Genomic DNA, 25204 nt, shown 5'->3' with positions numbered 1-25204 from the left:
AATTATGAGAGATATGAAAAGGATGGCGGGTTTTATGAGTAGGTGTCCATTTTGGTCAACAGTAAGAGAAAAGGTTCAATGTTATGAGGAATGTCCTATGCTAATTGTGGAATCATCAGAAGGAAAAAATGGTGAACATTGTATTTTTCAACAGTGCACAGATGCAAGTAGTATAAATTTTAGTGATATTATAAAAGAAGATTATAGTTTCCTTAATTTATCTATGTACGAAGATGAGAAAGTTTCAAATAGTAACTACTAAAAACAGTTAATAGAGATTAGAATACATGGTATATTCTAATCTCTATTAATTTCTTTATGTATAAAGGAAACTCGACTCACAGACCTTAGCTGAGCACGTGATTCACACCAAATATAGTTAACTAAGTTCGAATAACCAAATGTAAAATGCTCAAAGAGAAAGTTCTGCTACCCAAATATAAAAGCTCTAAAGAGAAAGGGGCTGTTGCAAAACTAACGTAGTTAGTTTTGTGGCAGCTCATTTTTTTATAAAAAAATAAAAAATGTGAATTCAAAAGAATTCACATTTTTAGTATAATTAAATTATGTTAAAAACCAAATTATACAATAAAAATTATAATCAATTTAATGATAATTATCAACTTATATTACCATTAAATTTAGAAAACTTAATACCAGAAGATGATTCAGTCCGCTTGCTAAGCCATATATTGGAGGGATTAAATTATACAAAGTTGTATCAGGCGTACTCTTCCGTTGGAAGAAAACCGGCAGTGGAACCAAAAATCATGTTCAAAATAGTATCGTATGCTTATTCTCAAAATGTTTATTCTAGTAGAAAAATAGAGAAAGCATGCAAAAGAGATATAAATTTCAAGTGGCTACTTCAAGGTTATAAAGCACCTGATCATGCTACCATTAGTAGATTCCGTAAAGAATATCTTTCAAATGAAGTAATTGAAGATTTATTTTATCAACAAGTTAAATATCTAGCAGCTCAAAAGGAAATATTATTTGAAAATGTATTTATTGATGGTACTAAAATCGAAGCGAATGCCAATCGTTATACTTTTGTTTGGAAGAAATCCATTTATAAAAATGAGGAAAAAATGTTTGATAAGATTCTTACTCTTGCTGAAAATATCAATCTTGAAGAATCGAGAGACTTTATTGTTAAAAAAGAAACATTGATATATGATATTGATAAAATTCTCGAATGGCTTTTATATGAAAAAGACAAAAGAAACATAGAGTTTGTTCACGGTATTGGTAAAAGAAAAACTGCAATTCAGAAATGGATAGAGCAACTATTTGAATATAAAGAAAGACAAGAAAAATATAATTTCAGTAAAAACATATTATCAAAAAGAAATAGTTATTCTAAAACTGATACAGATGCAACTTTTATGCGTATGAAAGATGACCATATGAGAAATGGTCAATTGAAACCTGCATATAATGCACAAATCGCAGTTGAAAGTGAATACGTAACCGGGGTCGGAATATTTGATGATAGAAATGATATAGCAACATTAATACCTATGCTTAATAATATGCAAGAAAAAATTGGGTATAAATATCTTAATGTAATTGCAGATTCTGGTTACGAAAGTGAGGAGAACTATTTATTTTTAGAATCTAACAATCAAACTCCGTATATAAAACCACAAACTTATGAAAAGTGGAAAAAAAGAAGTTTTAAAAATGATATTAGTAAACGTGAAAACATGAAATATGATGCAGAATCAGATTTATATATTTGCCATAATGGTAGAAAGTTGATTCCGACCTCTATTATTAATAGAAAATCCGCCAGTGGATACAAATCAGAGGCTACTATCTATGAGTGTGAAAGTTGTGATAACTGTGCTCATAAATCGAAGTGCACGAAAGCAAAAGGAAATAGAAAGATGCAAGTTTCAAAAACTTTTGTGGAAAAGCGTGAAATATCTTATAGAAATATCACAACTGAATTTGGAACTAAATTAAGAATGAACAGATCTATTCAGGTCGAAGGAGCATTTGGAGTTCTAAAAAGTGATTATGAATTCAATAGATTTTTAACACGTGGAAAAAATAGTGTTAAAACTGAATTTATTTTGCTTTGTTTTGGCTACAACATTAACAAATTGCATTCAAAAATACAAAATGAAAGAACCCAAAATCATCTTCATGAATTAAAATCTACTGCCTAATTATGGAATAAAATAAGTAGGCTTATTTGAGTGCGCTTGAAATTCAGAAATCTCCCCAAAATTGATTTGATATTTCAATTTTGGGGAGATTTCTTTCTTTAAATCGAAAAGGAGCATCGCTCTTGATCGAAAATCAATCATTTTGCGACACTCCCTTTTTGGAGCATCACTTTTCGATTCTTAGTTATAATTAATCTTGTGCGTCATATGAATCTGTAAATTTATGAAGTAAAGATTGCTTTAAAGACCATAAATTTTGTGATAAATCAACATAATAAGTATGAGGATTTTCAAACCTAAGGACTTCAGACCATAGTTTATCAACTTCAATTTTTGAAAATTCTTTGATATCTAAAACACTAGGAGATTCATATATACATTCACCACTTTTAAAGATTTGTACTTGAAGGTCTTTAGTATAATAATTTTTAATTTTTTTTCTCTTCCATGTATGAACTGGATTGAATAAGACTAAAGGTTCAGCTTCATTAATATTTTCATCTCTTAAAGCAATCAAATCAGCTAATGCCTTATGGGAAGTTTTATCAAAAATTCTTATTATCTTTTTAAACCCAGGGTTAGTTATTTTTTCTTCATTTTCACTTATTTTAATTTTTGGAACAATTTCATTATTATTTTCTAATGCAACTAATTTATAAACACCGCCAAAAACTGGTTCAGATCTTGCAGTTATAAGTCTTTCACCAACACCAAAAGAATCGATACTAGCACCTTGCTCTAAAACATCTTTTATAATATGTTCGTCAAGGGAGTTTGAAATAACTATTTTACAATCCTCATATCCAGCTTTATCTAACATTTCTCTACATTTAGTTGTTAAATAAGTAATATCACCAGAATCTATTCTGATACCCTTAGGTCTTTTGCCTAGTGGCTTTAAAACTTCATCAAATACTCTTATTGCATTTGGAATACCTGATTTCACAACGTTATAAGTATCGATGAGAAGTACACAGTCATTTGGATAGATTTCTGCCCAAGATTTAAAGGCATCATATTCAGTATCATATAATTGAACCCAACTATGAGCCATAGTACCTATAGCAGGAATATTAAACATTCTATCTGACATAGTACAAGCAGTTGAGCTACAGCCACCAATGATAGCTGCTCTAGCACCATAAATGGCACCGTCATATCCTTGAGCACGTCTTGAACCAAATTCCATTACAGGGCGTCCTTCAGCAGCTCTACATATTCTACTAGCTTTTGTTGCAATTAATGTTTGATGATTTATAGTTAAAAGAATCATTGTCTCAATAAATTGTGCTTGAATTACTGGACCACGAACAGTTACAAGTGGTTCATTTGGAAATACTGGATTTCCTTCTGGAACTGCCCAAACATCACAAGTGAATTCAAAGTTCTTTAGATATTCAAGAAATTCTTCAGAAAAGGTATTTTTACTTCTTAAATAAGTAATATCATTATCAGTGAATTTTAGAGCTTGTAGATATTCTATTAATTGCTCAACACCAGCCATTATACAATATCCACCTTCATCAGGAATTCTTCTGAAGAACATGTCAAAATAAGCTATTTTGTTTTGAAGTCCTTTATCAAAATAACCATTACCCATAGTTAATTCGTAAAAATCAACTAGCATTGTTAAGTTTCTTTCATTTTTTACATTGAAACTAGATTTATTATTCATAATAATCTCCTTTGAATAAAATAGAAAAATAATTTCTCTTTAATAATTGTTATATAATTTCATTATAAATAAAAACATATAAAACTATTGTACATCTATAATTCTTTGATTACAATATAGTTGCGTATAACTTAATTTTAGACATATATGAATTTAAAATAAATACCCATAGTGAAAACATACTTATGCATAAATCCACCCAAATAAGGGGGCATGCATTTGTTCTAAAAATTATTAATAATCCTTGGAATGCAAAGATAGTTCTAAAAATAGTGATTATGGTTATAATTTAAGGTGGATATAGATAATTTAAAGATAAATAAGAAAGAAGTTACATTCAATAAATGTAAAAACTAGTATAATAAAAATGAAGATAAGTCAAAAGAAAGAAGGATTCAGATAGTGGGATACAATCTTGACAAATACCAGATGAGTGCAGTTAAGGCAGAAGAAAAAAATGCGTTGATAGTAGCAGCACCGGGTTCTGGAAAAACAACGGTTATAATAAATAAAGTTAATCACTTAGTAGAAAATAAAAAAGTTCCAAATGGGAATATAATAGTAATCACTTTTACCAAAGCAGCAGCTCTAAATATGAAAAAGAGATATCAAGATGCTTTTAATAAAAATACGTCTCCATTCTTTGGGACATTCCATGGATTATTTTATAAGATACTTTTGAGATGTGGGGAGAGCATAGATATAATAGAAGGTGGTATTGCTCATAAAATAGTTAGCAATGTTTTAAGTAAATATTTTGATGAAGTTAATGAAGATAAAATAAAAGAGGCAATAAATAATATTTCTTTATATAAAACTTCTAGAGCTTCTTTAAGCGAATTCAAACCAACCCTTACAAAAGAAATATTTGAGGAAGCCTTAGAAAAATATGAGGGGTATAAAAAAGAACATAATAAAAGAGATTTTGATGATTTAGCTATAGATGTATTGGAATTACTTAAAAAAGATGAAAACATGCTTTTGTCATATAGGAAATTATTTAAATATGTATTAGTAGATGAATTTCAAGATTGTGATGAAATGCAAATTGACTTTTTGAAATTATTAAATGATGGAGAAGATAATAGTCTTTTTGCTGTAGGCGATGAAGATCAATGTATTTATTCATTTAGAGGTTCAAAGCCAGAGTATATGGTTGATTTTGATAAGATATATAAGGGCGGTAAAAAATATTACTTATCAATTAATTATAGAAGCAAAATGAATATAGTTGATAAATCAAAGGATGTAATAAGCTTTAATAAAAAAAGAAACAATAAGGAAATAAACTGGAACAAAGAGAATGAGGGCATCATTAAATGGTTTAGTCCATATAATGAAAAAATGCAGGCTGAAAGCTTAACTGATATAATATCGGAAAACAAAAAACTAGGGGTATCTTATGAAGACAATGCAGTATTATATAGAACAAATATGGAGTCTATGACGATGATAGACGTTTTAACAAAAAGAAAGATTCCATTTACATTATTAGATAGGGAATATAATTTCTTTGAACATTTTATATGTAGAGATTTAATTGCATATTTGAAATTATCAATTAATCAATTTGATTTTAATAGTTTTTTGCAAATAATAAATAAACCTTTTAGATATATAAGTAAGAGTAACATTGCATATATAAAAAATTATGTACAAGAAGAAAATCCATTTACTATATTAATGAATAAACAAGATACACCACCTTTCCAAAAGAAAAAACTTGATGACTTAAGGAAAGATATTAATTACTTAAATAAGATTTCATTGTCATCTGCAATTGCATATATAGTTATGGATTTGGGGTATATAGATCATTTAAAAGGATATGCTCAAAAGTTTAACCAAAGTATAGAGGATTTTGAAGATATAATAGAAGAATTTAAATTATCAGCAGAAGGCTTTAAAACTATTTTTGAATTTTTGCAACATATAGAAGAAATAAAACAAACTATAGCAGAGAGCAAGAAAAAAACAAACAGAGAAGGCGTTATATTAAGTACTATACATGGAGTGAAAGGCATGGAGTTTAAAAATGTATATGTTATTAATTGCGTAGAAGAAACAATACCTCATGCATCTAGTATAAAAGAAAACATAGAAGAGGAAAGAAGATTATTTTATGTTGGTATAACGCGAGCAATAGACGAGCTCTATTTATTTTCTCCAAGGAATAGGAAAGGTCAGTTTAAGGATGTTTCTAGGTTTATTGTTGAAGGAAAGTTAAATGATATGCCAGTGGAGACTTTTGGTTATGAAGAGGGAGATAGGGTAGCGCATAAGACTTATGGTATTGGGGAGATTGAAGAACTGAAGGATGATAAGATAACAATAAGTTTTGATAATACTATTAGGAGTTTCTCTTTGAAGGTTTTGCTTGATAATAGTCTAATTGAGAAGATATAGTAGGACGTTTCAAGAGGATTTGTAAGGGTAATTTAATTAAATGAAAGTGTGTTCGTTCCATACCTGTAAATAGTTAATTTTTGATATAGAGGATGGAATGATTAGTATGGCAAAATTACGATTGAAAACACTGAAAATTAACAATAATTCAAGTGAAATAATAGAGGAATGTTATAGTGAATACATGGATTATTGTAAGTCTATAGGGCTAAGACAGGCGACTTTAGTTAGTAAGCAAAGATTTTATAAGTATGAATTATTAAAGCATGTATCAGCAGAAGATGAAATTAATATTATCACTCAAAAAAAGGTAGAGGGATGGATTAATTCTATGATTGATTATGGGTATAAGGGAAATACCTATCAAACATTTGTAATTAAATTAAAAGCATTTCTTACTTATTGCTTTACAAGAGAGTATTTAAAAGAATATGAAATTAAGATTCCAACCGTTGTTTTAGAGAAAAAAGAAATATATACTGAGGATGAACTTAAAAAGCTTTTAAAAAAACCAGATTTAGATACTTGTGTTGTGGGGGACTATAGGTCATTTGCAACAGTATCATTCTTAGTCGGTGCAGGATGCAGAAGTGAAACATTATTAAATATAAAAGTAAAAGATATTAATTTTGAAGAAGAAATGATATTATTTGCACATATGAAAACAAAAAGACAGGCGAATATACCGTTGTCAAAATCTCTAAAACTAATACTGAAAGATTATATTGAGACAATGAATTTGAAAGACGGTGATATATTATTTCCTAAATTAGATGGGACTAAAATGAGTTATGATACTTTACATCAAAATTTTGTGAACTATTTCAAACACTGTAAGGTAAAAATGAGAGGAATAAATACATTCAGAAACACATTTGCGACTATGTTTATCAGAAATGGTGGGGATATTTATAGACTGAAATTGCTCCTCAACCACAGTAATATAAAAACCACTGAAAGGTATGTAAACTTATTGCCGATAGATTTTAAAGATGATTTATTACAATATAATCCATTGGATGTTTTAAATAAGAATAAAAAAGATGAAAAAATGAAAATTAGAAAGAAATAGTAAAATTAATATATATTATAAAGGGCATATACAGAGCAGTATGTGTCCTTTTTTGTTCTATATAGTTTTTGTATCACAACATTATAAATCTTAGTGAAATATTTGATTTTATGTTAAAATAAGTTGAACTAAACTTAAAGATTAGGAGTTAATAGATGGGGATATTTAATTTAATAACAGGTAAACAAAAACTAATTGATGAATTAAAGGACGGGGAATTAGTTGTAAAAGATTTAGAAAAACAAATTAGAAGTCTACACAATAAAAATGAAGATAAGAATAATGAAATTGTGAAGCTAAAAAAAATTTTGGAGAAAAATGATACAACTATTAAGGGAATTGAAAAACTGCTATATGAAAAGGACGCGAAACTTAATGAGATATTATTAAAAATAAAACTAAAGGAAGATGAAGAAAGGCGTAAAGAAGAGGAAAAGATAAAAAAAATTGAAGAAAAATCAAATAAATTTATCTTACCTAGTGATTCTGACCGTGAAGAATATGATGAGAATGATAAATATGAAGATATAATAATCAAAAGGTTAGAAAGAAAAAAGGGAAATCCTTTTAATGATGAACAGCGTTCCGCAATTAAGCATAAAGGTAATCATCTGAGAATTATTGCAGGTGCAGGAAGTGGCAAGACAGAAACAATTTGTAGTAAAGCTGTTTATTTAACTAAAGTAGAGAAAGTTTCTCCGGAAAGAATATGTATGATAACTTTTACTAGAAAAGCTGCTAATGAAATGAGAGATAGGATAGACGATATTTCAGATAGAAGTTGTAATAAGATGGTTATAGGTACGTTTAATAGTATTTTTCAAACTATTACTAAGGAAATGCTAGAGTTAGAGCAGTTTGATTTTTTAAAACCATATCTTATTTTGGGAAAATATGATGAAGAAAATAGTAATTCTAGATATAATACTTGTTTGAAGAATTTGATGATAAAGTATACTCTTTATAGCTTTCAGAATTTAGAAGGAAGTATAAAGAGTAAGTTAGAATATTGGTCAAGTATGGGATATTCCAATGAAAAGATTCGAGAGATTATTAAAAATCATTATGAAATAGATAAAAGCAAAAAATATAATACTGAAACAGAAGTAAGTTTAAGTGAAAGATTTTATAAAATGCTTTGTGAATTCGATGAAAATAGACGTAGCGGTAAAATATGTTTACTTACTGACCAAATATTAAACATGTATAAGATAACTAATTATATAGGAGAAAAAGAAGATTTAATTAGTAGCTATTTAGAGCATAAATTTGATTATATATTTATTGACGAATTTCAAGACACTAATGGAATGCAAATAGATATTATTAAAAAATTTATTCCTACACATAAATTTTCTAATACAAAGCTAATTATTGTAGGTGATGCTAATCAGGCGATTTATATGTTTAGGGGTTCTGACTCAAGCTATATTCAAAATTTTGATTCTATATATGAAGGGAAGTTAGATACAATCAATTTGCTTAAAAATTATAGATCAGTTCAAGATATAGTTGTAAAGGCAAATAATTTAATCACACATAATTATAGAAATAATAAGCCTACATATTCATTTGAAATGGATTCTTTTAATAAAAGCGAAGAGGTAAGTGTAGTTGTTAATCCAGTAGGGAGTAAGCGGGATGAAGTAAAGACTACTATTAGTAGAATAGTAAATGACATTGGAAAGAATAAACCATTTAAACCTAAAGGGTTAAGTGATGAAGAAAAAGAACTAGTTGAGGACAATGCTAATTTAAAAAGTCTAGATGATTATCCGAATTTTACGCAGAGCGTAATTTTATTTCGTTCAACTCATCAAGTTGTAGACTTAGTAAAAGAGTTTGAAGAAAGAAAAATTCCATATATTATTGAGAAAGATGTAGATACTTCTTTAGCAAATACTTATCCTTTTAAAACATATTTTCAAAATATATATGAATTAATTAAATCAAAACAATTTGAAGAAGATTGGAATAAATTTATGTTCTCTGTAGCTGAAAAAACTTTTATAAAGTCTGAAGCCTTAAAAAATGAAGATATAAAAAGGCAATATTATGAAAATAAAAATGGTAAATTATATGATATTGATCAATTAGTAACATTTATTAGTAGTAATCAATTGAAATTTAAACTTTCAGAAAAAGAAGAACAATGTATAAACAGTTATATAGAAATTGTAAGTGAAATATGCAAAGGTAAATTAGTAAAGACTATTGAACTTATTTCAATATTGATGAAATTTAGTAAAGAAAAACCCAATGCTGAGAAGTGGACAAATATAGAAACAGATGCTTTAGCTTACTTTAGTTTTAATGAAATAGTTAATGAGTATGAGCAGGTAAATAAAGATAATTCTAAGAAAAAGGAAAATGAAAATAAAAAGAAGTTATATGATAATGGAAATTTTAATGGAGTTTATTTCTTAACCATCCACAAAAGCAAGGGACTAGCTTTTGAAAATGTATTTATAGTAGGTTGTAGTGAAAATTCATTTCCTTCTCAAAGAGCTATACCAGAGGAAAGTATAAATATGACTTTATGTCAAGAAAAAGCTGAACCTCCAACAACAATAGAAGAAGAGCGTCGATTGATGTATGTAGCACTTACTAGGGCAAAGAAAAAAGCGTTTATAACGTGTCCACTAGATAATGGGAATATGCCATCTATATTCGTCGAAGAAATAAAAAAGAAGTTGATTTAGTAGGGAAGAGAAGAAATAGTAGTTCAAACTCAATTGAGCTACTTGAGTTAAATTAGTTTATAAAATTTTTGTATGTATTAGATTAAAACTACCTTAATGTGTCTATACTCAAAATAGCGAGGTGAGAACATGGTAGGATTAATATTAGGAAAATTAGTTGTAGAAAGCATAATATTAATATACATATTAATAATGTTATTTCAATTAATAAAAATATGGGCAAATAGTTAAAAGTTACGATTATTGAAAGAAAATCTGAAGATGCAATTGGTGTGTAGCCAATTTGCCATCATATTGCCTTTTAATGGCTTGCATTGTGAATGCTGATATTTGCTTTATATTTATTTAGTTGTAACTGTGAGGCAGTTAAGAGGGCTATATACACACTAAGCGAAGTTAACTTAATAAATATAATAATATCGGTTGAGGCGTTTTATAAATATTATATCAAATAAACAAGAACGACTTACTTAGGAATGTAAGCTGTTCTTGTGTGTTGAAAATTGTAAAAAGAGTAAATGATAATATATTTAACTACTTTACAAATATTATATCAAATTAAATAATACTAACTTTTTCTAAAGCTTTATTAAAATCTTCAACTGTAATATTTAGTTTATTAAGATTGATTTTACAACTAATTCCTTTAAGGATATTTTCTAAATCAATATTTCTTCTCATACAATTATAACCTGCTTCAGTTGCTATAAATGTAATATCTGCTCCAGATAATCCTACCAGTTTATACGAAAAAGTTTCTCTATCAAAAGTTTTATCGATAGGCATTTCTCTAATTACTTTATTTAAAATATCTAAACATCCCTTTTGATCGGGTTTCTCAATTTCAATTTTTAAATCGAAACGTCCAGATCTAAGCAACGCTTCATCTAGAATATCAATCCTATTTGTAGAGCCAATTACACATATATCCCCGTAATCTTCTACTCCATCCATTAATGATAAAAGCTGTGTTAAGAATTTAGCGTCAAATCTTTCTCTCTCGTCACCAGTTCTTTTTCTACCTACAGAATCTATTTCATCAAAATAAATTACACTCGGCTGTCTTTCCTTAGCTTCTTCAAAAATTTTTCTTAAATTCGATTCAGATAGTCCATGCCACATACTCATTAACTCAGAAGCTTTAATTGAAATAAAATGAGCATTGGTTTCATTTGCAATTGCTTTTGCTATGAGTGTCTTACCGCAACCAGGCTCTCCGTATAATAAAATACCTTTATGTGGCTTTATACCTAAATGTTTAAAAATTTGAGGTGCTTTTAGAGGCAATTCAACGCTTTCTCTAATTTCTTGTAGAACATTATCTATCCCACCAATATCAACAAAAGTCACTTTAGGTATATTTCGTTTCCTCTCCTCTGTTGTTTTAGTCTTTGTGATTTCATCCATGAGTTTATCTATAGAACTTTCGGAGGAGGACTCTTTTTCAATAGAAAAAATTTCATTTTGTTTTAGTATTTTTTCATTTTTTATCTCTAATGAATTTTGGATTTCAGTAGTTTTAATCACTTCTTTATTGGATTTTTCATCTGCATTATTTTCGTGTAGACTAATAAATATTTTATGTAAAAATTCAGGAACAATTGCTTCATCATTGTATGTAAGTTTTGTACCCTTAAATTGCAAAGCTTTATTTGCAATAAATAGAAATTTATGATAATAAGTATTGAAGTTTTTATCATTCAATTCTAGTTGGTTATATTTTATCTCTTTATTGGTCTCTATAAAGGTTGGTATATCTTTACATAATAGGATTGTGGCGGAGTAATCGGTGTTTCTACATTTCGGAAAAATCAATTTCGTGGTAAATTTAGTTGGTTTATTTGACATATATTGTTACCTCCATACAAGATTCCACCAACATCTTAGCATAAAAATTATTTTGAAATAAGACTTGTTTTTATTGCAGTAATAACACAGTCTTTATATGAAAGGATCGGTAACTACATAAAAAATACAAAAAGTTGAAATTTGATATCAATTAAACAATAAATAATAAAAGGTATATCACGGTTTGGAACCTAGTCTTATTTTGCACTCAACAAATATAAATTATTTGTTACTAAATATATATAATAGTATAATTATGTTATATGGGGAATTAGGGGGAGAATTATGAAGTGTAATAAGTGTGGATATGAAAATAATGATAAAGCGAAATTTTCTAACATATCAAAAAAGAAAAAGATAATAATAGGTGTATTGTTGATGATTGTCTTAATTGGATGTATAGGTGGGTATTTGCATTATGATAATTATAAATATCAAACAGGATATAATTTAACAGAAGATAAAAAACTAAGTAATATAAATAAGCAACTAACTAAAAACAATTATGAAGGAGCTGAAACATTAGTCGATAATTATTTTGCTGATAATTTGGATCTTCGTGATTTTTATATTATAAGAATCAAATTATGCCAAGTCAATCAAATTACTTCATTAAATGATTTAACAGAAGAACAGAAAAGAATTAGTATTAATGAACAACTAGCTAAACATAATTATGATGAAGCTATATCATTATTAGATAGCTATTTTCCTAATAATAGTGGTTATCTTAATAAAGTTAAAATGTGTAGAGATAAAAACTTCAGTTCATTAGATGGTGCTGAACAATTAATAGAAAAAAATGACCGTGAGACAAAACGTGAGGAAAAAGAAGCAAAGGATAAACAAGATGCAGAGTATAAAGAAAAGGCAGATATAGCAAACGAAATACTACGTAAGAATGAAGAAGAGATACGCAAGACTAAAGGCGTTAGTATTGGGATGACTAAAAGTGAAGTACTAGCTTCAAGTTGGGGAAAACCAAAAGATATTAATAAAACTACTACAAAATATGGGACTAATGAACAGTGGGTTTATAGTGGAAATAGATATTTATATTTTGATAATGGAATACTTACATCAATACAAAATTAATTTTTTAATTAAAAGATTACCATAGGTAGTCCTTTTTTGATACCTCAAACCAACCCCAAAAGTATTACTCTAATACTCGACCAAGCAACTAAGGTATAAAAACAATACTATATATTAACTACTATTATTTCTTATATTAATTACTATAAGTCTATATTAACTACAATTATATAAAGGCAATAAAAAAAGTAGATACTTAATAATTTAGGTATCTACTTTTTTTCAGCTTCATATTGTGGTTTTAAATATTTTTCTATTAAAATAGCAATCTCATCACTTGGATATCGTCTATTCTTTTTTGCTTCTTGTTTTAAAATATCAAGCAAGTCATCTTCTAAAGATATATAAATTCTCTTCTTATCTTCTGATATTGCCATACTTAAAACACCTCCTAAGTATTTGTCTTAATGTAATTATAGCATGAGAAAATAACTAAAACAATAAATTACAAAAAAATATTGACAACAGTGTAACACCTATGTATAATGATAAATATAGCAGAGGTGTTACACCTGTGTGTAAGCGGGAGGAGGTAGTAAGAAATGAGCGTGTATAAAGATTTTATTAAATTTAGGAAATATATTAGAACTCAAAATCTTAAAATTAATGAGCAATATCTATTGGAACTCTTTTTTGAGTACCATAATACCAAATACGGATATTCATTTCTTACGTTTGAACAAATAATGCAGTCATTTAATACTACTTCTAAAAATCGCATAAGTAGCACCATTAAAAAGTTAGAGAAAAAGGAGTTGATAAAAGTAGATAGGTCACATACGAATAACCGCTATTATGTAGTTAATATCGAATTATTCATTAACCAAAGTAATTCAAAACCAAATGATAGCAATGGGAAACCTCCAATTACTGGACAAGTACATTTTACAGAATTAACGGAAGAAGAATCTAAGGTAATAGAATTAACTAGCATGACACAGAATCAAGCACAGAGGCTCTTAGCGCTATCGAAAAACAAAGTAGAGAAAGTTATAGAGTATGCAGAATATACTCTCGGTAAAGGCATTAAAAACGCATATGGGTATATAAAAAAACTTACAGAAGTTAATGCAGATATAAGCCAAAACACTAAACAAAACCATTCTAAAAAATCAATACCTTTCATTGAGAATTGCAGTAGCAGGAACTATACTGAGGCATTTTATAAAAATTTAGAGGAAAAATTATTAGGATGGGAGTGAAAATAAAATGAATACAGTCAATACAGATAATCTTAATGAAACTATGAAAGGTTATATAATTCGTGCTTGTAGAATAATTGAATGTGATGATAAAGAGGTAAAAAAATTATTTAATGGTCTTAGATGGTCTATTGATGAAATGACAATGGAAGATGCACGAAGAGAATATGAAAAGTATAGAAGTGGAAAAATACAATTTAAAGGAAAAAGGCAGTAACTCTAAGCTACCACCAATCCATTTTGCAAGATTAGTATAGCTTAAAGTTACCCTAAAACCAAGGGGGGAATAATAAATGAGTTTAAATTTATATGAACTAATAATTAAAGCAGCCGAGGAGAATAATATTAATGTAAATCTAGAAGAAATAGGTAGAATAAATGAATATATAAACAAGTTACTGTCTAGGGAAATAAATTCTGAATGGATCAAAGGTAATATAGAAATTTTATTATAATAAAAGAATTTTAGGAGGAATGTATCATGTGTTTATCATTATTAGAAAGAGTTAATCAAAATGAATTTTCAATTAATTTATTAAAGGACTTATCCTACATAACAGAAAAGAAAGAAAACTCAAGTCCAAAAGAAACTATTATAAATTTGTTTAATGCAACTAATATAGGAAATAAAACTTTAACAGAAGCTATTGGAAATGCTCATTGTGTATTTGACGAAAGAAAAAATACTGTTGATGTGTATAAGTATCCAGATGCAAAGCTTAAAAACTTTATTAATGTTTTAACTCAGCAAGAAGCTGAATATACAGATTTCTTATGTTTTGTAGACCAAAACCAAGATTATGATTTTGCAATAATTCCAGAGGATGAATATAACAGCTTCTATGCAGATGAAGAAAAGGAAGAAATGCAAATGAAAATAGTAGATTCTGACAGTTTCTATAAAGCCTTTGGAATGGATATATGGAGTTTTGAGGAACGCTTTATAAGTGCAACTTATACAGATGAAAGAGAAAATCAGATATTGATTACAATAATGATTAATGAAGAAGAAGAGAAGTTTATTATTGATTTAGTTTAAATAATAAAAAAGTTGAATACATATTCTTTTTGTGATAATATAAATATAACAAAATAAATATATTAGAGGTGGAAAGAATATGTATGAATTCTTAGGGAGAGGATTAACTTATGATGAGTTGAATGAATTTCAAAAACGTAAAGCAGATTGGATTGAAAAAATAGATAGGTACTCAGAGAACACAAGGAAAGTATATTGGGTAGTGTTAAATTCAAAAGTTACTCCACTTGAGATACAAGAGAATAAAGACTTATATAATTGGAATAAAGAAGAGATAATAAGTTTAATTAAAGATAATACAACGAATTCTAAGGCTACTAAAATGAATTTATATACAATTATAGTAATGTACATAAAATGGGCTTACCAAAACGGTGTTAAAAGTGGAGAAAACCCATGTGACACTATAGATACAAAAGCATTATTTACAATTGATGAAGCAGTGTTAAAAGAGTCTTACCAAACACTACAGGAATTCTATGATTTTATTTTAGGATTAAATTGCTCTGATGTAGATAGGGCAATGATAACGTTAATTAGATATGGAGTTTCTATTGATCAAGTTGGTACTATTAAATGGGAAGATATTGATAAAGAAAATAAAGTATTGAATGTTAATAGAGAAGAAAAGGAATCATTACAATTACCAATAGATAATTTATTTATAATGATGATTGATAAAGCAAAAATGTGTGATAGATATGCTCCAGGACAAAAGATGGTTGAATATGTTGATTATGGATATGTAATTAAAGCATCAGCAACTGTAGATTGGAAGGTTATACCAGCGATAAATATATATAATAAAGTGGGCGTAATATCTAGAAATAATAAAATTATGCGTATTAGTGTTTCAAAATTATATATAAATAGAAAACATGACTTATTATTTAATATATTAAATGATTATGGAAAAGTAACGAAACTTGATATTGAAAAAGTAATTGAAATTTTTGGTGAGGAAATTACTGCGATAAAATCATTTAAATTGAAACAAGAATTTGAATTAATAAGTAGTAGAGTAGTTGAATGGAAAAGAAAAAACAGAACAAAATAAATTAATTGACAATAGGTAAAAAAGGAATATAATAGAACTATAGGTGAAAATTAAATCAAGTAAAAAAATATTTCAGTGTTATTTAATTTAATTGTCAATAATAAATAATACAGGTAACAACAATATATCGCTTATCTGTATTATTTTTAAAAACATAATATGACAAAATAAATAATATTAAATAATTAAATTAAAACAAGCGAAGTATATTTTTATAAAGCAACTAATTTGAAAGGAGGCTTGATAAGATGCTGAAAATAAAAAAGTAGCTAAAGAATGTACAAGATGTTCCCCAACATCTAATTGCACAAATTTAACTACTCTGCAATGGTTTATATGTATTATATTTGTTTTGTGAATTTATAATACCATAGATTGTTGTGAAAATCAAAGCTTGGGACAAGCAGTAATATATATTCTAAGTTAACTGCATAAAAATTTTATCACTGTATATAGTAATAATATACAACCAATTTTGACATTACTATACAAAAGTTGTAGTTCCTATAGAAAGGAAAATTATTATATTAAGTTGTCTAGTGTCAAAGGTTAGAAATTCAAGAGAAAGGAGGAGGCATACATATGGACTACAAAGGATTATTAGAAAAATTAGATAGAGTTATTGCAACATGTGGTGTGAGAATTAGTTTTATTGAAGATTCTATAGGTATAGGAAGAAATACTATGAGCCACTATAGGATTGAAAGATTAAGAAATAAGAGCGGTAAAAATTATCCACTCTCAGACATAGAACATCATATTGAAAATGGAGATATAACATTATTAAAAAAGAATAAAGCTGAGTTCTTAATGGAAATTATTGACCAAATGAATGTAAAGAGATACTTTTTAGATAATTTTGATAGTGTAATTTTTACTGGTGGTGGAAGTGAATTTCTAGGTGAAATAATAAAAACTAAGTTGCCACAAAATTGTAGACTTCATGAAAATCCTATCAAAAGTAATATGCTGGGTGCAATGTTATTAGGTAAGCAAATATTGGGAGTAAAATAGAGGTGAATTTTAATGGAAGAAAATAAGAAAAGAAAAAAATGTGCTACAAGCAGTCGACATCCTTTTATTTTAAATTCATTAAATCCAAAAGAGAAGGTCATTCTTGACTTTCTTAATGCTCAATATAATGAAAGTGGAACTATTAAAGAGATTTTATATCAGTATATAGTGAATAACAATTTGCAAGTAAATACACAACATATAATCAATAGTTGCATAGTAAATGATAATCAAGTACCTATAAACAGCGTAGTAAATGACAATTCAATGACCAACAATAACATATCAACTGATAAGCAAGTAGTAAGTGAATGTGCTGTAAATGATAATAAGTTGGGTAATAATAGCACAACTAATAACAAGGCACAACCATTTAAAATAGAATTTGATGAATCAGATAATGAAATAGCTGATGTAGGCAATAAGGAAGAAATTAATCCAGAAGAAGCTGCATTGAAAAGTTTAACTAATATGTGGCAGTGATTAATAGGAGATAAGTATCTATTCTTATATACTAACAACTTAAACTTACAAAAGGTCTTGCTATTTTAGCAAGGTGCACAGGTGTAACCATGTTTCAGGTCATCATGGCACAAATGTAAGTACGATATCAACTGAGAACAATTTTGTTCTTGTATAAAAATAATTGGAGGAAGAATATATGATTAAACAAAGATTAATAATAGATTATGTTAAAAATGGAAAATTAATAAAAGAGGTAGCACTTGCAAATAACTTTGTATTTAGGGCTTATGAAATTTATGGAGGAAAGAAATTCAGAAAAGATGAACATTTAAAAAACATCATTAAAGTAATATTAACAGAAGGTCAGGAACTAGACCAACTGCAAAATGGAATTGAATATAATGGAGTGAAATATGTACAGCTTATAACAAGTCCTTCTATGCAAAAGAAGGAAGAATCAGCAGATAGTGAAGATGATGAACAAGAATATAAGACTGAATATCTATTTATTAATTCAGCAGAAAAAGAATTTGTTTCAATATTAGAAATGATATTAAGTGGAGATAAGATAAAAACATGGGAAGATGAAAAGAAAAAGATGTGCTTGGTTAAGGATATAGTTGCTAGAATGGGATTGGCTACAAGTGGTACAACTAAAATAGATTATGTGCCAAACATAGTTATAGTTGATGAAGGGAGCTATTCATATAAAAATAATTACACCATATTAGAAAATGGAGAATTTAAAGAAGTAGATAATTTTGAAAGGGAACATGTCTTAAATGATGGTGGCGGATTAATGAGCAACCACATGGCAGAGATAATAGCTAAAGAGATGAATCTTGATTATAGAATTGATTTTGCAGTGATTAGACAGTATAAAGCACTTGCAGTTAAAGGTTTGGTATTAAGGTTTGATTTCGCAGATTATATGAAAAATACCTACGAAAAAGATACTGATTATTTTAGAAAAAGAAATGGTGTATATGAAATAAAAGATATATTTTGTTGCTGGAGAGACATAGATAAAGCAGATTTGATTTTAAATAAATCTATGGTCAAATGGATTAAGAATTGGACTATAGAAGAAGGAGAAGATTGGCAGGCTATAATTGATAAAGAATATTCTAAAAAGCAGTACAAGGCTTATTTAAGTATATTAAACAGCCTATATGTAACTAAAGTAAATCATGATCCCAAGAAATTAAAAACACATACTAAAGTTAATTATCAGGTATTACAAAATTGTTGTTGCACTAGTGATGATTTAACTGAAATGGCTCAAGATACAATTAAATATTATAAGAAGTTAGCAAGTATAGATAAAGAAAATATTGATGAAATAAGAATATCTATGGGTGATATAGCAAGTGAAAGTGGAGAAACAACAATAACCAATAAATTGGATTTCTTATTAAAGAAAATGGGAGAGAAAGCATTAACTTTAAGAAGTGTAGAAAGAGCTATAGCTGAAACAGTTAATAAGAAAATCAAACAACTAGCAGGCGGAAAAATGTATCTTAAAGGAGGATATAAGTTAGGCGCATTAGACCCAACGTGTTATTGTAACTGGTTAATGACTAGAGAGAGAGGAAATAACGGACTATGTGAGCATGAATTTTATATAGCAGGAGAAATAGGCAATAGAGTTTTTTATAGAAATCCAATAGCTTTATATCAAGAAATAAAACAAATAACATTATCTGATAAATTGGATATCTGGTTAAAAGATTATACACCGGAGTTAGTATTCTTTAATGGATTTGATGATGCACTTTTTCAGGCTTCAACAGCAGATTGACATATTAGTCTGCCTATGCAGTAATGTGTAGTAAATAAACTAGGTGAACCTATAAATTAGGGTGTGTATAGAAATATATGCTAACGGTGAAAGTCTAAACGAATTAAAAATAATTTGCATGATAATACCGTGCCAAGCCTAAGTAATTAGGAAGGTGTAACGACTAAACTGAGTTATTAACTCTAAGAGGATTAAAGCGTGGTGAAAGTCCAAATCCGTAGTGCCTAGCCCTCATATGAGGTGAAGAGATAGTCTACTCCCTAAGTTGAAAAACTTAGTTAAAGTATAGCGAAAGCTAGGGTATGTAAGGTTAGATGGAGATGGTTTTGGTTTAATTGAAAATACAACATTATATGATTGCGTAATTAAAGAGGAGTATCCATTTATAAATAAAGATGATGGAGATAGTGTTGAACATGAGTTTACCAGAGAACAATTAGTTCAAGACATAATAGATTCTAGCGGAAATATGATTGGTTCGATTGCTGTATCTAATAGTAAATTATGTGCAGAGATAACACGCTTAGATAATATAATAATGGATCATAAAAATGCGTATACATATAATCAACTTAAGAACTTTTATTTTGAGCATAAAGGATATGAAATAAATGAAGATACAGAGAAGGAACAAAAGAAAGTTTGGAATAAAGAATTTAAAGATAAATTTAATGAAATGAAAACTGACAAAGAAAGAGATATCCTAGAATTAGAAAGATTTAATAACCCATCACAAAGAGATTTCTTAAAGCAATTATTCTATAAACACAAAGAAGATTTCTTTAATATTTTATATGCCTCTCAGTTAGCAATTGACATGCCTAAGAGTTTAACACCAATTCCAGAAGAAGTTATGGAGAAACTAGAGAAATACAAATATATAAAGAAACCTGTTTTTATGCATTATTTAGATAAATGTAGTTGTAAAGATAATGGTAATAAGAATATTGAAAATTGTAAAGATGTACTTAGATGGATAAAAAATGGAGAGGAAAAGAACGTTAGAAAAGAAAGTAATGTGATGGATAAGCTATGCAAATATATAGTTGAAGTGCTTTTAATAGATGATATTAAAACCATGAAAGGACAAGAAAATAGTTCTAAATTAATAAAATTAATGGATTATAACTGTGATGATGGAGAAGTAAATGAAGAATTGCAGTACATTTATGAATTATATAAAGAGAAAAGAAATGAGTTATTAGAAGCTAAGAAAAAAGATGATGGGAATGTATCAGATAATAATATGAAATTGAATTTATTAGATAAAAGTACATTAGATGCAATAGAGAGTATTGATATCAGTAATGAAGGTGCTGTTGCTACTTTAAAAGATATTAAAAGTGTTGCTGTTAGATTTATACTAACATTTTTATGGAATGTTTTAAAAACAAAGGTAGAAGAAAGAAACATGGCGGATTTAGTAACTTATAAAGAAGATGCAGAGGGTACAATTGATTGGATGTTTAAGAAATATTCAAAAATAGAAAATACTGATGTAATAGCTGAAGAAGATGAAATGAAGAAATTAAAAAAGAAGTTATTAAAGAAAACTGGACAAGGTGATGAAATAAGAATAGGTGGATATAAAGGTCTAGAAATTACAGATGAAATGTATGTAGATAATAAACATTTGTTTAGAACAGTTGACAATACAGACATAGGATATATTTTTGACTATGAGAAAAAGGATTTAGCTGATGGACAAGTATTAAAAGTTATTGATTATACGATTACTGGTAAAAACAATAATAGTGTAACAATGATTTATGAAAATATATAAACCAATTAATAAGGGTGATAGGGGTGCACTACCGCTTCCCCTACACCTGATGTTGTGGAAAGTGGAAAAACACTAACCAAATTAATTATGAAAGGATAGTGACAATATATGAACAAAGATTTCTATATAATGGAAAGTAAAAATTTAGCTATAACAGTAAGTTATCTATTGCAAGAACCTTTTTATATATTTGATAATAAATTTGACTCAACTAAGAAAGTTTATAGCTTTAAGGATAATGATAAATTTAGAAAAATACTAACACTGGTAAGAAATGTAAAAAATAACAATTAGGAAGGATAGATTTTTTTATGATAGATTTTGATATAGGAACAAAATTTAATGATGTAATAACTGAAGATGTAATTGAAAGTTGGGGAACAGATAATGTAATTCTAAATGGAGCAACAGGAAGTGGAAAAACATATTTGATTGAAAATAATTTACATACATATGCTGAGGATAATTTTAAGTCAATATTATTCTTATGCAATAGGACAGCATTATATCAGCAGGTATTATTAGAAGTTAAAGAAGAAGGATTGCATAACATAGAAGTAATGTTATATCAGACTTTACAAAGTAAGTTAAAAGAAAAACAAAATATATCACGTTATAATTTTATTGCATGTGATGAGTGGCATTACGTATTATCAGATGCAATGTTCAATAAATATACAGACCTTACATATGATTGGATAATAGATCAAAAAGATAGTTGCAAAATATTTATGAGTGGTACTGCTGAAAATATATTCAATAAATTAAAAGTTGATGAGATTGTCAAGGAAGAACATGAGTATATAATACCTTACAGTTATGATTATGTGAAAGAATGTAAGTTTTTCAAAGAAAAATGTGATGTATTTGATATTATAAATCATATTTTAACTACTACAGATGATAAAGTTATATATTTTGTCAACTCAACTGATTTTGCCATCGAAGTATATAAACAATTTAAAGATAATTGTATTTTTAGATGTAGTACGCATAGTAAAAATACACAAGCTAAAGAATTAAATGATGTTGATTGTATAAAAGGGCATAGCAGAGATTTAATTACATTTGATAAAAGGATACTTATTACAACTAAAGCTCTTGATAATGGAATAGATATTAGAGATAAAAATGTAAAACATATTATTTGTGACGTTTTCGATTTAGAATCTGCTCAACAATGTTTAGGTAGAAAAAGAAAAATAGATGATAATGACACTTGCACATTTTATATAAGAAATTATAGTAAGAAGGCTATTGGAAGCTTCAAAGGTGGACTTAATAAAAATTATAATCCGGTAGAATTATTTGTTGAACAAAGAAAAGAATTTGAAGAAAAATATGGACAGGATAGGGATTTTCATACACCGTACATTTATAATGAAGGTGATAAAAGAAAATATAATAAATTAGCTTATTGGAAAATGATATGTGATAGTTCTGACATTGCAACTATGGAGTTAATTACGTATAAAGAATTATTTTTACAAAGGTTAGGTGATACTATGACAAATGTTATTGACTTAGAAGAATTAGAAAAAATGAAACTAAAAAGTGAATTGGAATTATATTTAGAAGATATAAAGTGTGAAAAATTATTTAAGGATTCAAAAGATGATCAACAAAAGAAATTAATTGACATGATTGATATAAGAGATAAAAGAAACAGGCAACAATCATCGCCTAAACAATTAAATGCATATCTTCAAGTAAATTTTCAAATGTCATTAATGAAAGATAGAGATAGAAATAGAAATTTAGAAGATGGTTCAATTAATCCTAATAGAGATAAAACATATTGGATGGTTATAGATGGAATAGTTGAATAATACATATTGGGGAAAAATTATGGAAAGCAATTTTTATAAAGCTAGTTATATCAATACTTATAAGAGTAATTTAACTCTATAATAGGTTAATGCCATATTGTTACCCCAAATAATTAAGAATAACATATATTGATTGAATAAGTCAATATAAAAGTTGATAAAATTCATATTTTAAATGCAAATAAATATAGAAAATTATTATAGGTAAGTCAATAAGGCTTATCTTTTTTTGTTGTGTAAATAAAATCAAAATAAATTGATAACAAGCCGTTTTTCTTTTGCCCTAGTGGCTTTCTTTTGTCGGCTAGGCTATTAGGATAGTCGGTTGAGTTTACGAAACCCTATCGTTATAGGTTGGTAGAAACAAAAGAAAAGAACGTCAATATGAAAGGAGAAGAATAATAAATGAAATTAAGACCTTATCAGATAGAATGTTTAGATAAAGTTAGAGAAATGAATATAGGAGAAAAGAAAATATGTTACTTACCAACTGGCTCAGGAAAAACAGTGATAATGAGTGCAATTGCAAATGAAACTAAAGGAAGAGTTCTTATTGTTGTTATGAGTACAGAGTTACGTCTACAGACTATAGATAAACTGAAAATTATTTGTGGAGATAATGTTGATGTTGGAAGTGTACAAGCCGAAATAAATGAAACTAATGCAAAGATTATTATTGCAACAAGACAAAGCCTTACACATCCTAAGAGTCATAGAATGGAAGAGCTACTTAATAAAGGCAATTTTAATATTGTAATGATAGATGAGTGTCATATTGCAATAAGTCAGTATAAAAAGATAATAGAGGCAGTTGGTGACAATGTTAAAGTTATTGGAATGAGTGCAACTCCTTGGAACGATTCTCTAAAAGGAGTATTTGATGGATTTGTATATCAAAAAGAATTAATAGAAATGATTGAAGAAAAGTATTTATGTGAGCCTAAGTGTTTTGCAATACAAACTGATTGTGATTTAAGTAATGTAAAAACAGTAGGTGGAGAATTTGTTCAAAGAGATTTAGCGGAGGTAGTTGATAATGTTGCAAGAAATGAATTAATTGTAAAATCATATATAGAAAAAGCAAAAGATAGGAAACAAACTATAGTGTTTGCTACATCCATTGATCATGCAACTAATTTGAGTAATTGTTTCAAATTAAATGGAATATCTAGTGAATCTATTGATTCTACAGTTGATAAGGATGCAAGAAAACAAGTATTTGAAGACTTTATAAGTGGAAAATTTAAGGTTCTGGTAAATGTGAATATATGTAGTATTGGATTAGATATACCTAGTGTAGATTGTATAATTTTAGCAAGACCAACTAAGTCTAAAATGCTTTATGTACAACAGCTTGGACGTGGTTTAAGATTAAGTCCTGAGACTAATAAAAAAAATTGTTTGATATTGGATATAGTCGATAATGTAAAGAAGTTCAATTTAGTTAATTGCAAGTCTATATTTGATATGGAAAATGGTGAGACATTAGAAGAAGCTAAATTAAGAAAGCAATATGAAAAAGAGGAAAAGGAAAGATTACTTGAAGAACAAAAGGGAATTGAGGAAGAAGAGGAGCGATTAAGGCTTCAGGAAATAGAGTTATTTAATAGTAGAGTTGATAATATTCTAAGTAGTTCAACTTTTGATTGGTTCATGGGAAGCTTCAAATACAATAATCAATATGAAGATGTTGCTATATTAAGTGCTAATTCCAATATAGATCATTATGTTATTAAGATAGATGGAGAGTTCCAAGCTTTTGAATATACCAGACTAAAAGGATATGATTTTAATTTAGAATTAATAGAGAGTAATAAAGATTTATTAGAATTAATGCAGTTGGTGCAAGATAAATCAATCTACAATGGAAGCAGTTTTATAAATAAAAATTCAAAATGGAAATATGAGGAGGCGACAGAAAAACAAATATTAGCATGTAAACAATCTGTAAGAACAAAATGGGAAGCTCATAAATATTTCAGTAAAAAGAATATGTATTTTGCATTAAGAGATAGATTAGGTTAATTAAAATCTAGTCT

The 25204-nt window shown here is 27.7% G+C and carries 21 protein-coding genes; 18 read left to right on the top strand and 3 right to left on the bottom strand.

Annotated elements, in window-relative coordinates:
- Positions 1–34 precede the first annotated feature (34 nt).
- Positions 35–262 carry a hypothetical protein gene (locus psyc5s11_RS18445; RefSeq protein WP_224033947.1) on the top strand — a complete coding sequence of 76 codons (228 nt, stop codon included), beginning with the start codon at positions 35–37 and terminating at the stop codon, positions 260–262.
- A 304-nt stretch (positions 263–566) separates the two neighbouring features.
- The gene (locus psyc5s11_RS18440; protein WP_224033946.1) at positions 567–2177 is read left to right on the top strand and encodes an IS1182 family transposase; all 1611 of its coding nucleotides are present in this window, start codon (positions 567–569) and stop codon (positions 2175–2177) included.
- Between the two features lie 190 nt (positions 2178–2367).
- On the opposite strand, the gene psyc5s11_RS18435 is transcribed toward psyc5s11_RS18440, so the two are convergent.
- Entirely contained in the window at positions 2368–3852 is a 1485-nt protein-coding gene (locus tag psyc5s11_RS18435) for a nicotinate phosphoribosyltransferase (protein ID WP_224033945.1), read from the bottom strand.
- 402 nt (positions 3853–4254) lie between these two features.
- On the opposite strand from psyc5s11_RS18435, the gene psyc5s11_RS18430 reads away from it, so the two are divergent.
- From psyc5s11_RS18430 to psyc5s11_RS18420, 3 genes are all read left to right on the top strand, one after another.
- Positions 4255–6258: an ATP-dependent helicase gene (locus psyc5s11_RS18430; protein ID WP_224033944.1), complete on the top strand. Its 2004-nt coding sequence runs from the start codon at positions 4255–4257 to the stop codon at positions 6256–6258.
- Between the two features lie 106 nt (positions 6259–6364).
- Positions 6365–7330, top strand: coding sequence for a tyrosine-type recombinase/integrase (locus psyc5s11_RS18425; protein WP_224033943.1), 966 nt, complete (start codon positions 6365–6367; stop codon positions 7328–7330).
- Between the two features lie 155 nt (positions 7331–7485).
- The gene (locus tag psyc5s11_RS18420) at positions 7486–10032 is read left to right on the top strand and encodes an ATP-dependent helicase (RefSeq protein WP_224033942.1); all 2547 of its coding nucleotides are present in this window, start codon (positions 7486–7488) and stop codon (positions 10030–10032) included.
- A gap of 558 nt (positions 10033–10590) precedes the next feature.
- Here the strand turns inward: psyc5s11_RS18420 and psyc5s11_RS18415 are convergent.
- The gene (locus psyc5s11_RS18415) at positions 10591–11880 is read right to left on the bottom strand and encodes an ATP-binding protein (RefSeq protein ID WP_224033941.1); all 1290 of its coding nucleotides are present in this window, start codon (positions 11878–11880) and stop codon (positions 10591–10593) included.
- A 285-nt stretch (positions 11881–12165) separates the two neighbouring features.
- On the opposite strand from psyc5s11_RS18415, the gene psyc5s11_RS18410 reads away from it, so the two are divergent.
- Entirely contained in the window at positions 12166–12975 is an 810-nt protein-coding gene (locus psyc5s11_RS18410; protein WP_224033940.1) for a DUF2845 domain-containing protein, read from the top strand.
- 212 nt (positions 12976–13187) lie between these two features.
- Here the strand turns inward: psyc5s11_RS18410 and psyc5s11_RS18405 are convergent, their stop codons facing one another.
- Positions 13188–13352 (bottom strand): hypothetical protein, encoded by a 165-nt coding sequence (locus psyc5s11_RS18405; RefSeq protein WP_224033939.1) that lies wholly within the window; start codon positions 13350–13352, stop codon positions 13188–13190.
- A gap of 165 nt (positions 13353–13517) precedes the next feature.
- Between psyc5s11_RS18405 and psyc5s11_RS18400 the strand changes: the two genes are divergently transcribed.
- The 12 genes from psyc5s11_RS18400 (at position 13518) to psyc5s11_RS18345 (ending at position 25190) form a co-directional block, all read left to right on the top strand.
- Positions 13518–14177, top strand: a complete 660-nt coding sequence (locus tag psyc5s11_RS18400) for a helix-turn-helix domain-containing protein (RefSeq protein ID WP_224033938.1) — start codon at positions 13518–13520, stop codon at positions 14175–14177.
- Between the two features lie 7 nt (positions 14178–14184).
- On the top strand, positions 14185–14394 hold the full coding sequence (locus tag psyc5s11_RS18395; RefSeq protein WP_224033937.1) for a hypothetical protein: 210 nt from the start codon (positions 14185–14187) through the stop codon (positions 14392–14394).
- 76 nt (positions 14395–14470) lie between these two features.
- Complete coding sequence (locus psyc5s11_RS18390) at positions 14471–14632, top strand: hypothetical protein (protein WP_224033936.1); 162 nt, start codon at positions 14471–14473, stop codon at positions 14630–14632.
- Between the two features lie 26 nt (positions 14633–14658).
- Positions 14659–15216 carry a hypothetical protein gene (locus psyc5s11_RS18385; RefSeq protein WP_224033935.1) on the top strand — a complete coding sequence of 186 codons (558 nt, stop codon included), beginning with the start codon at positions 14659–14661 and terminating at the stop codon, positions 15214–15216.
- A gap of 79 nt (positions 15217–15295) precedes the next feature.
- Positions 15296–16273 carry a phage lytic cycle repressor MrpR family protein gene (locus psyc5s11_RS18380; RefSeq protein WP_224033934.1) on the top strand — a complete coding sequence of 326 codons (978 nt, stop codon included), beginning with the start codon at positions 15296–15298 and terminating at the stop codon, positions 16271–16273.
- A gap of 582 nt (positions 16274–16855) precedes the next feature.
- Entirely contained in the window at positions 16856–17287 is a 432-nt protein-coding gene (locus psyc5s11_RS18375; protein WP_224033933.1) for an acetate and sugar kinases/Hsc70/actin family protein, read from the top strand.
- A gap of 12 nt (positions 17288–17299) precedes the next feature.
- A complete protein-coding gene (locus psyc5s11_RS18370) occupies positions 17300–17770 on the top strand; it encodes a hypothetical protein (protein ID WP_224033932.1) in 471 nt (156 codons plus the stop codon).
- Between the two features lie 178 nt (positions 17771–17948).
- Positions 17949–19553, top strand: a complete 1605-nt coding sequence (locus tag psyc5s11_RS18365) for an RNA dependent RNA polymerase (protein WP_224033931.1) — start codon at positions 17949–17951, stop codon at positions 19551–19553.
- Positions 19554–20022: 469 nt separating this feature from the next.
- A complete protein-coding gene (locus tag psyc5s11_RS18360; protein ID WP_224033930.1) occupies positions 20023–21336 on the top strand; it encodes a hypothetical protein in 1314 nt (437 codons plus the stop codon).
- Positions 21337–21465: 129 nt separating this feature from the next.
- Positions 21466–21630: a hypothetical protein gene (locus tag psyc5s11_RS18355; protein WP_224033929.1), complete on the top strand. Its 165-nt coding sequence runs from the start codon at positions 21466–21468 to the stop codon at positions 21628–21630.
- Between the two features lie 17 nt (positions 21631–21647).
- Entirely contained in the window at positions 21648–23165 is a 1518-nt protein-coding gene (locus tag psyc5s11_RS18350; RefSeq protein ID WP_224033928.1) for a DEAD/DEAH box helicase family protein, read from the top strand.
- 405 nt (positions 23166–23570) lie between these two features.
- Positions 23571–25190 carry a DEAD/DEAH box helicase gene (locus psyc5s11_RS18345; protein WP_224033927.1) on the top strand — a complete coding sequence of 540 codons (1620 nt, stop codon included), beginning with the start codon at positions 23571–23573 and terminating at the stop codon, positions 25188–25190.
- The last annotated feature ends 14 nt before the right edge of the window (positions 25191–25204 follow it).

The sequence above is a fragment of the Clostridium gelidum genome, from assembly GCF_019977655.1.
Lineage (GTDB): Bacteria > Bacillota > Clostridia > Clostridiales > Clostridiaceae > Clostridium > Clostridium gelidum.
This window is presented reverse-complemented; position numbering and strand designations above follow the sequence as displayed.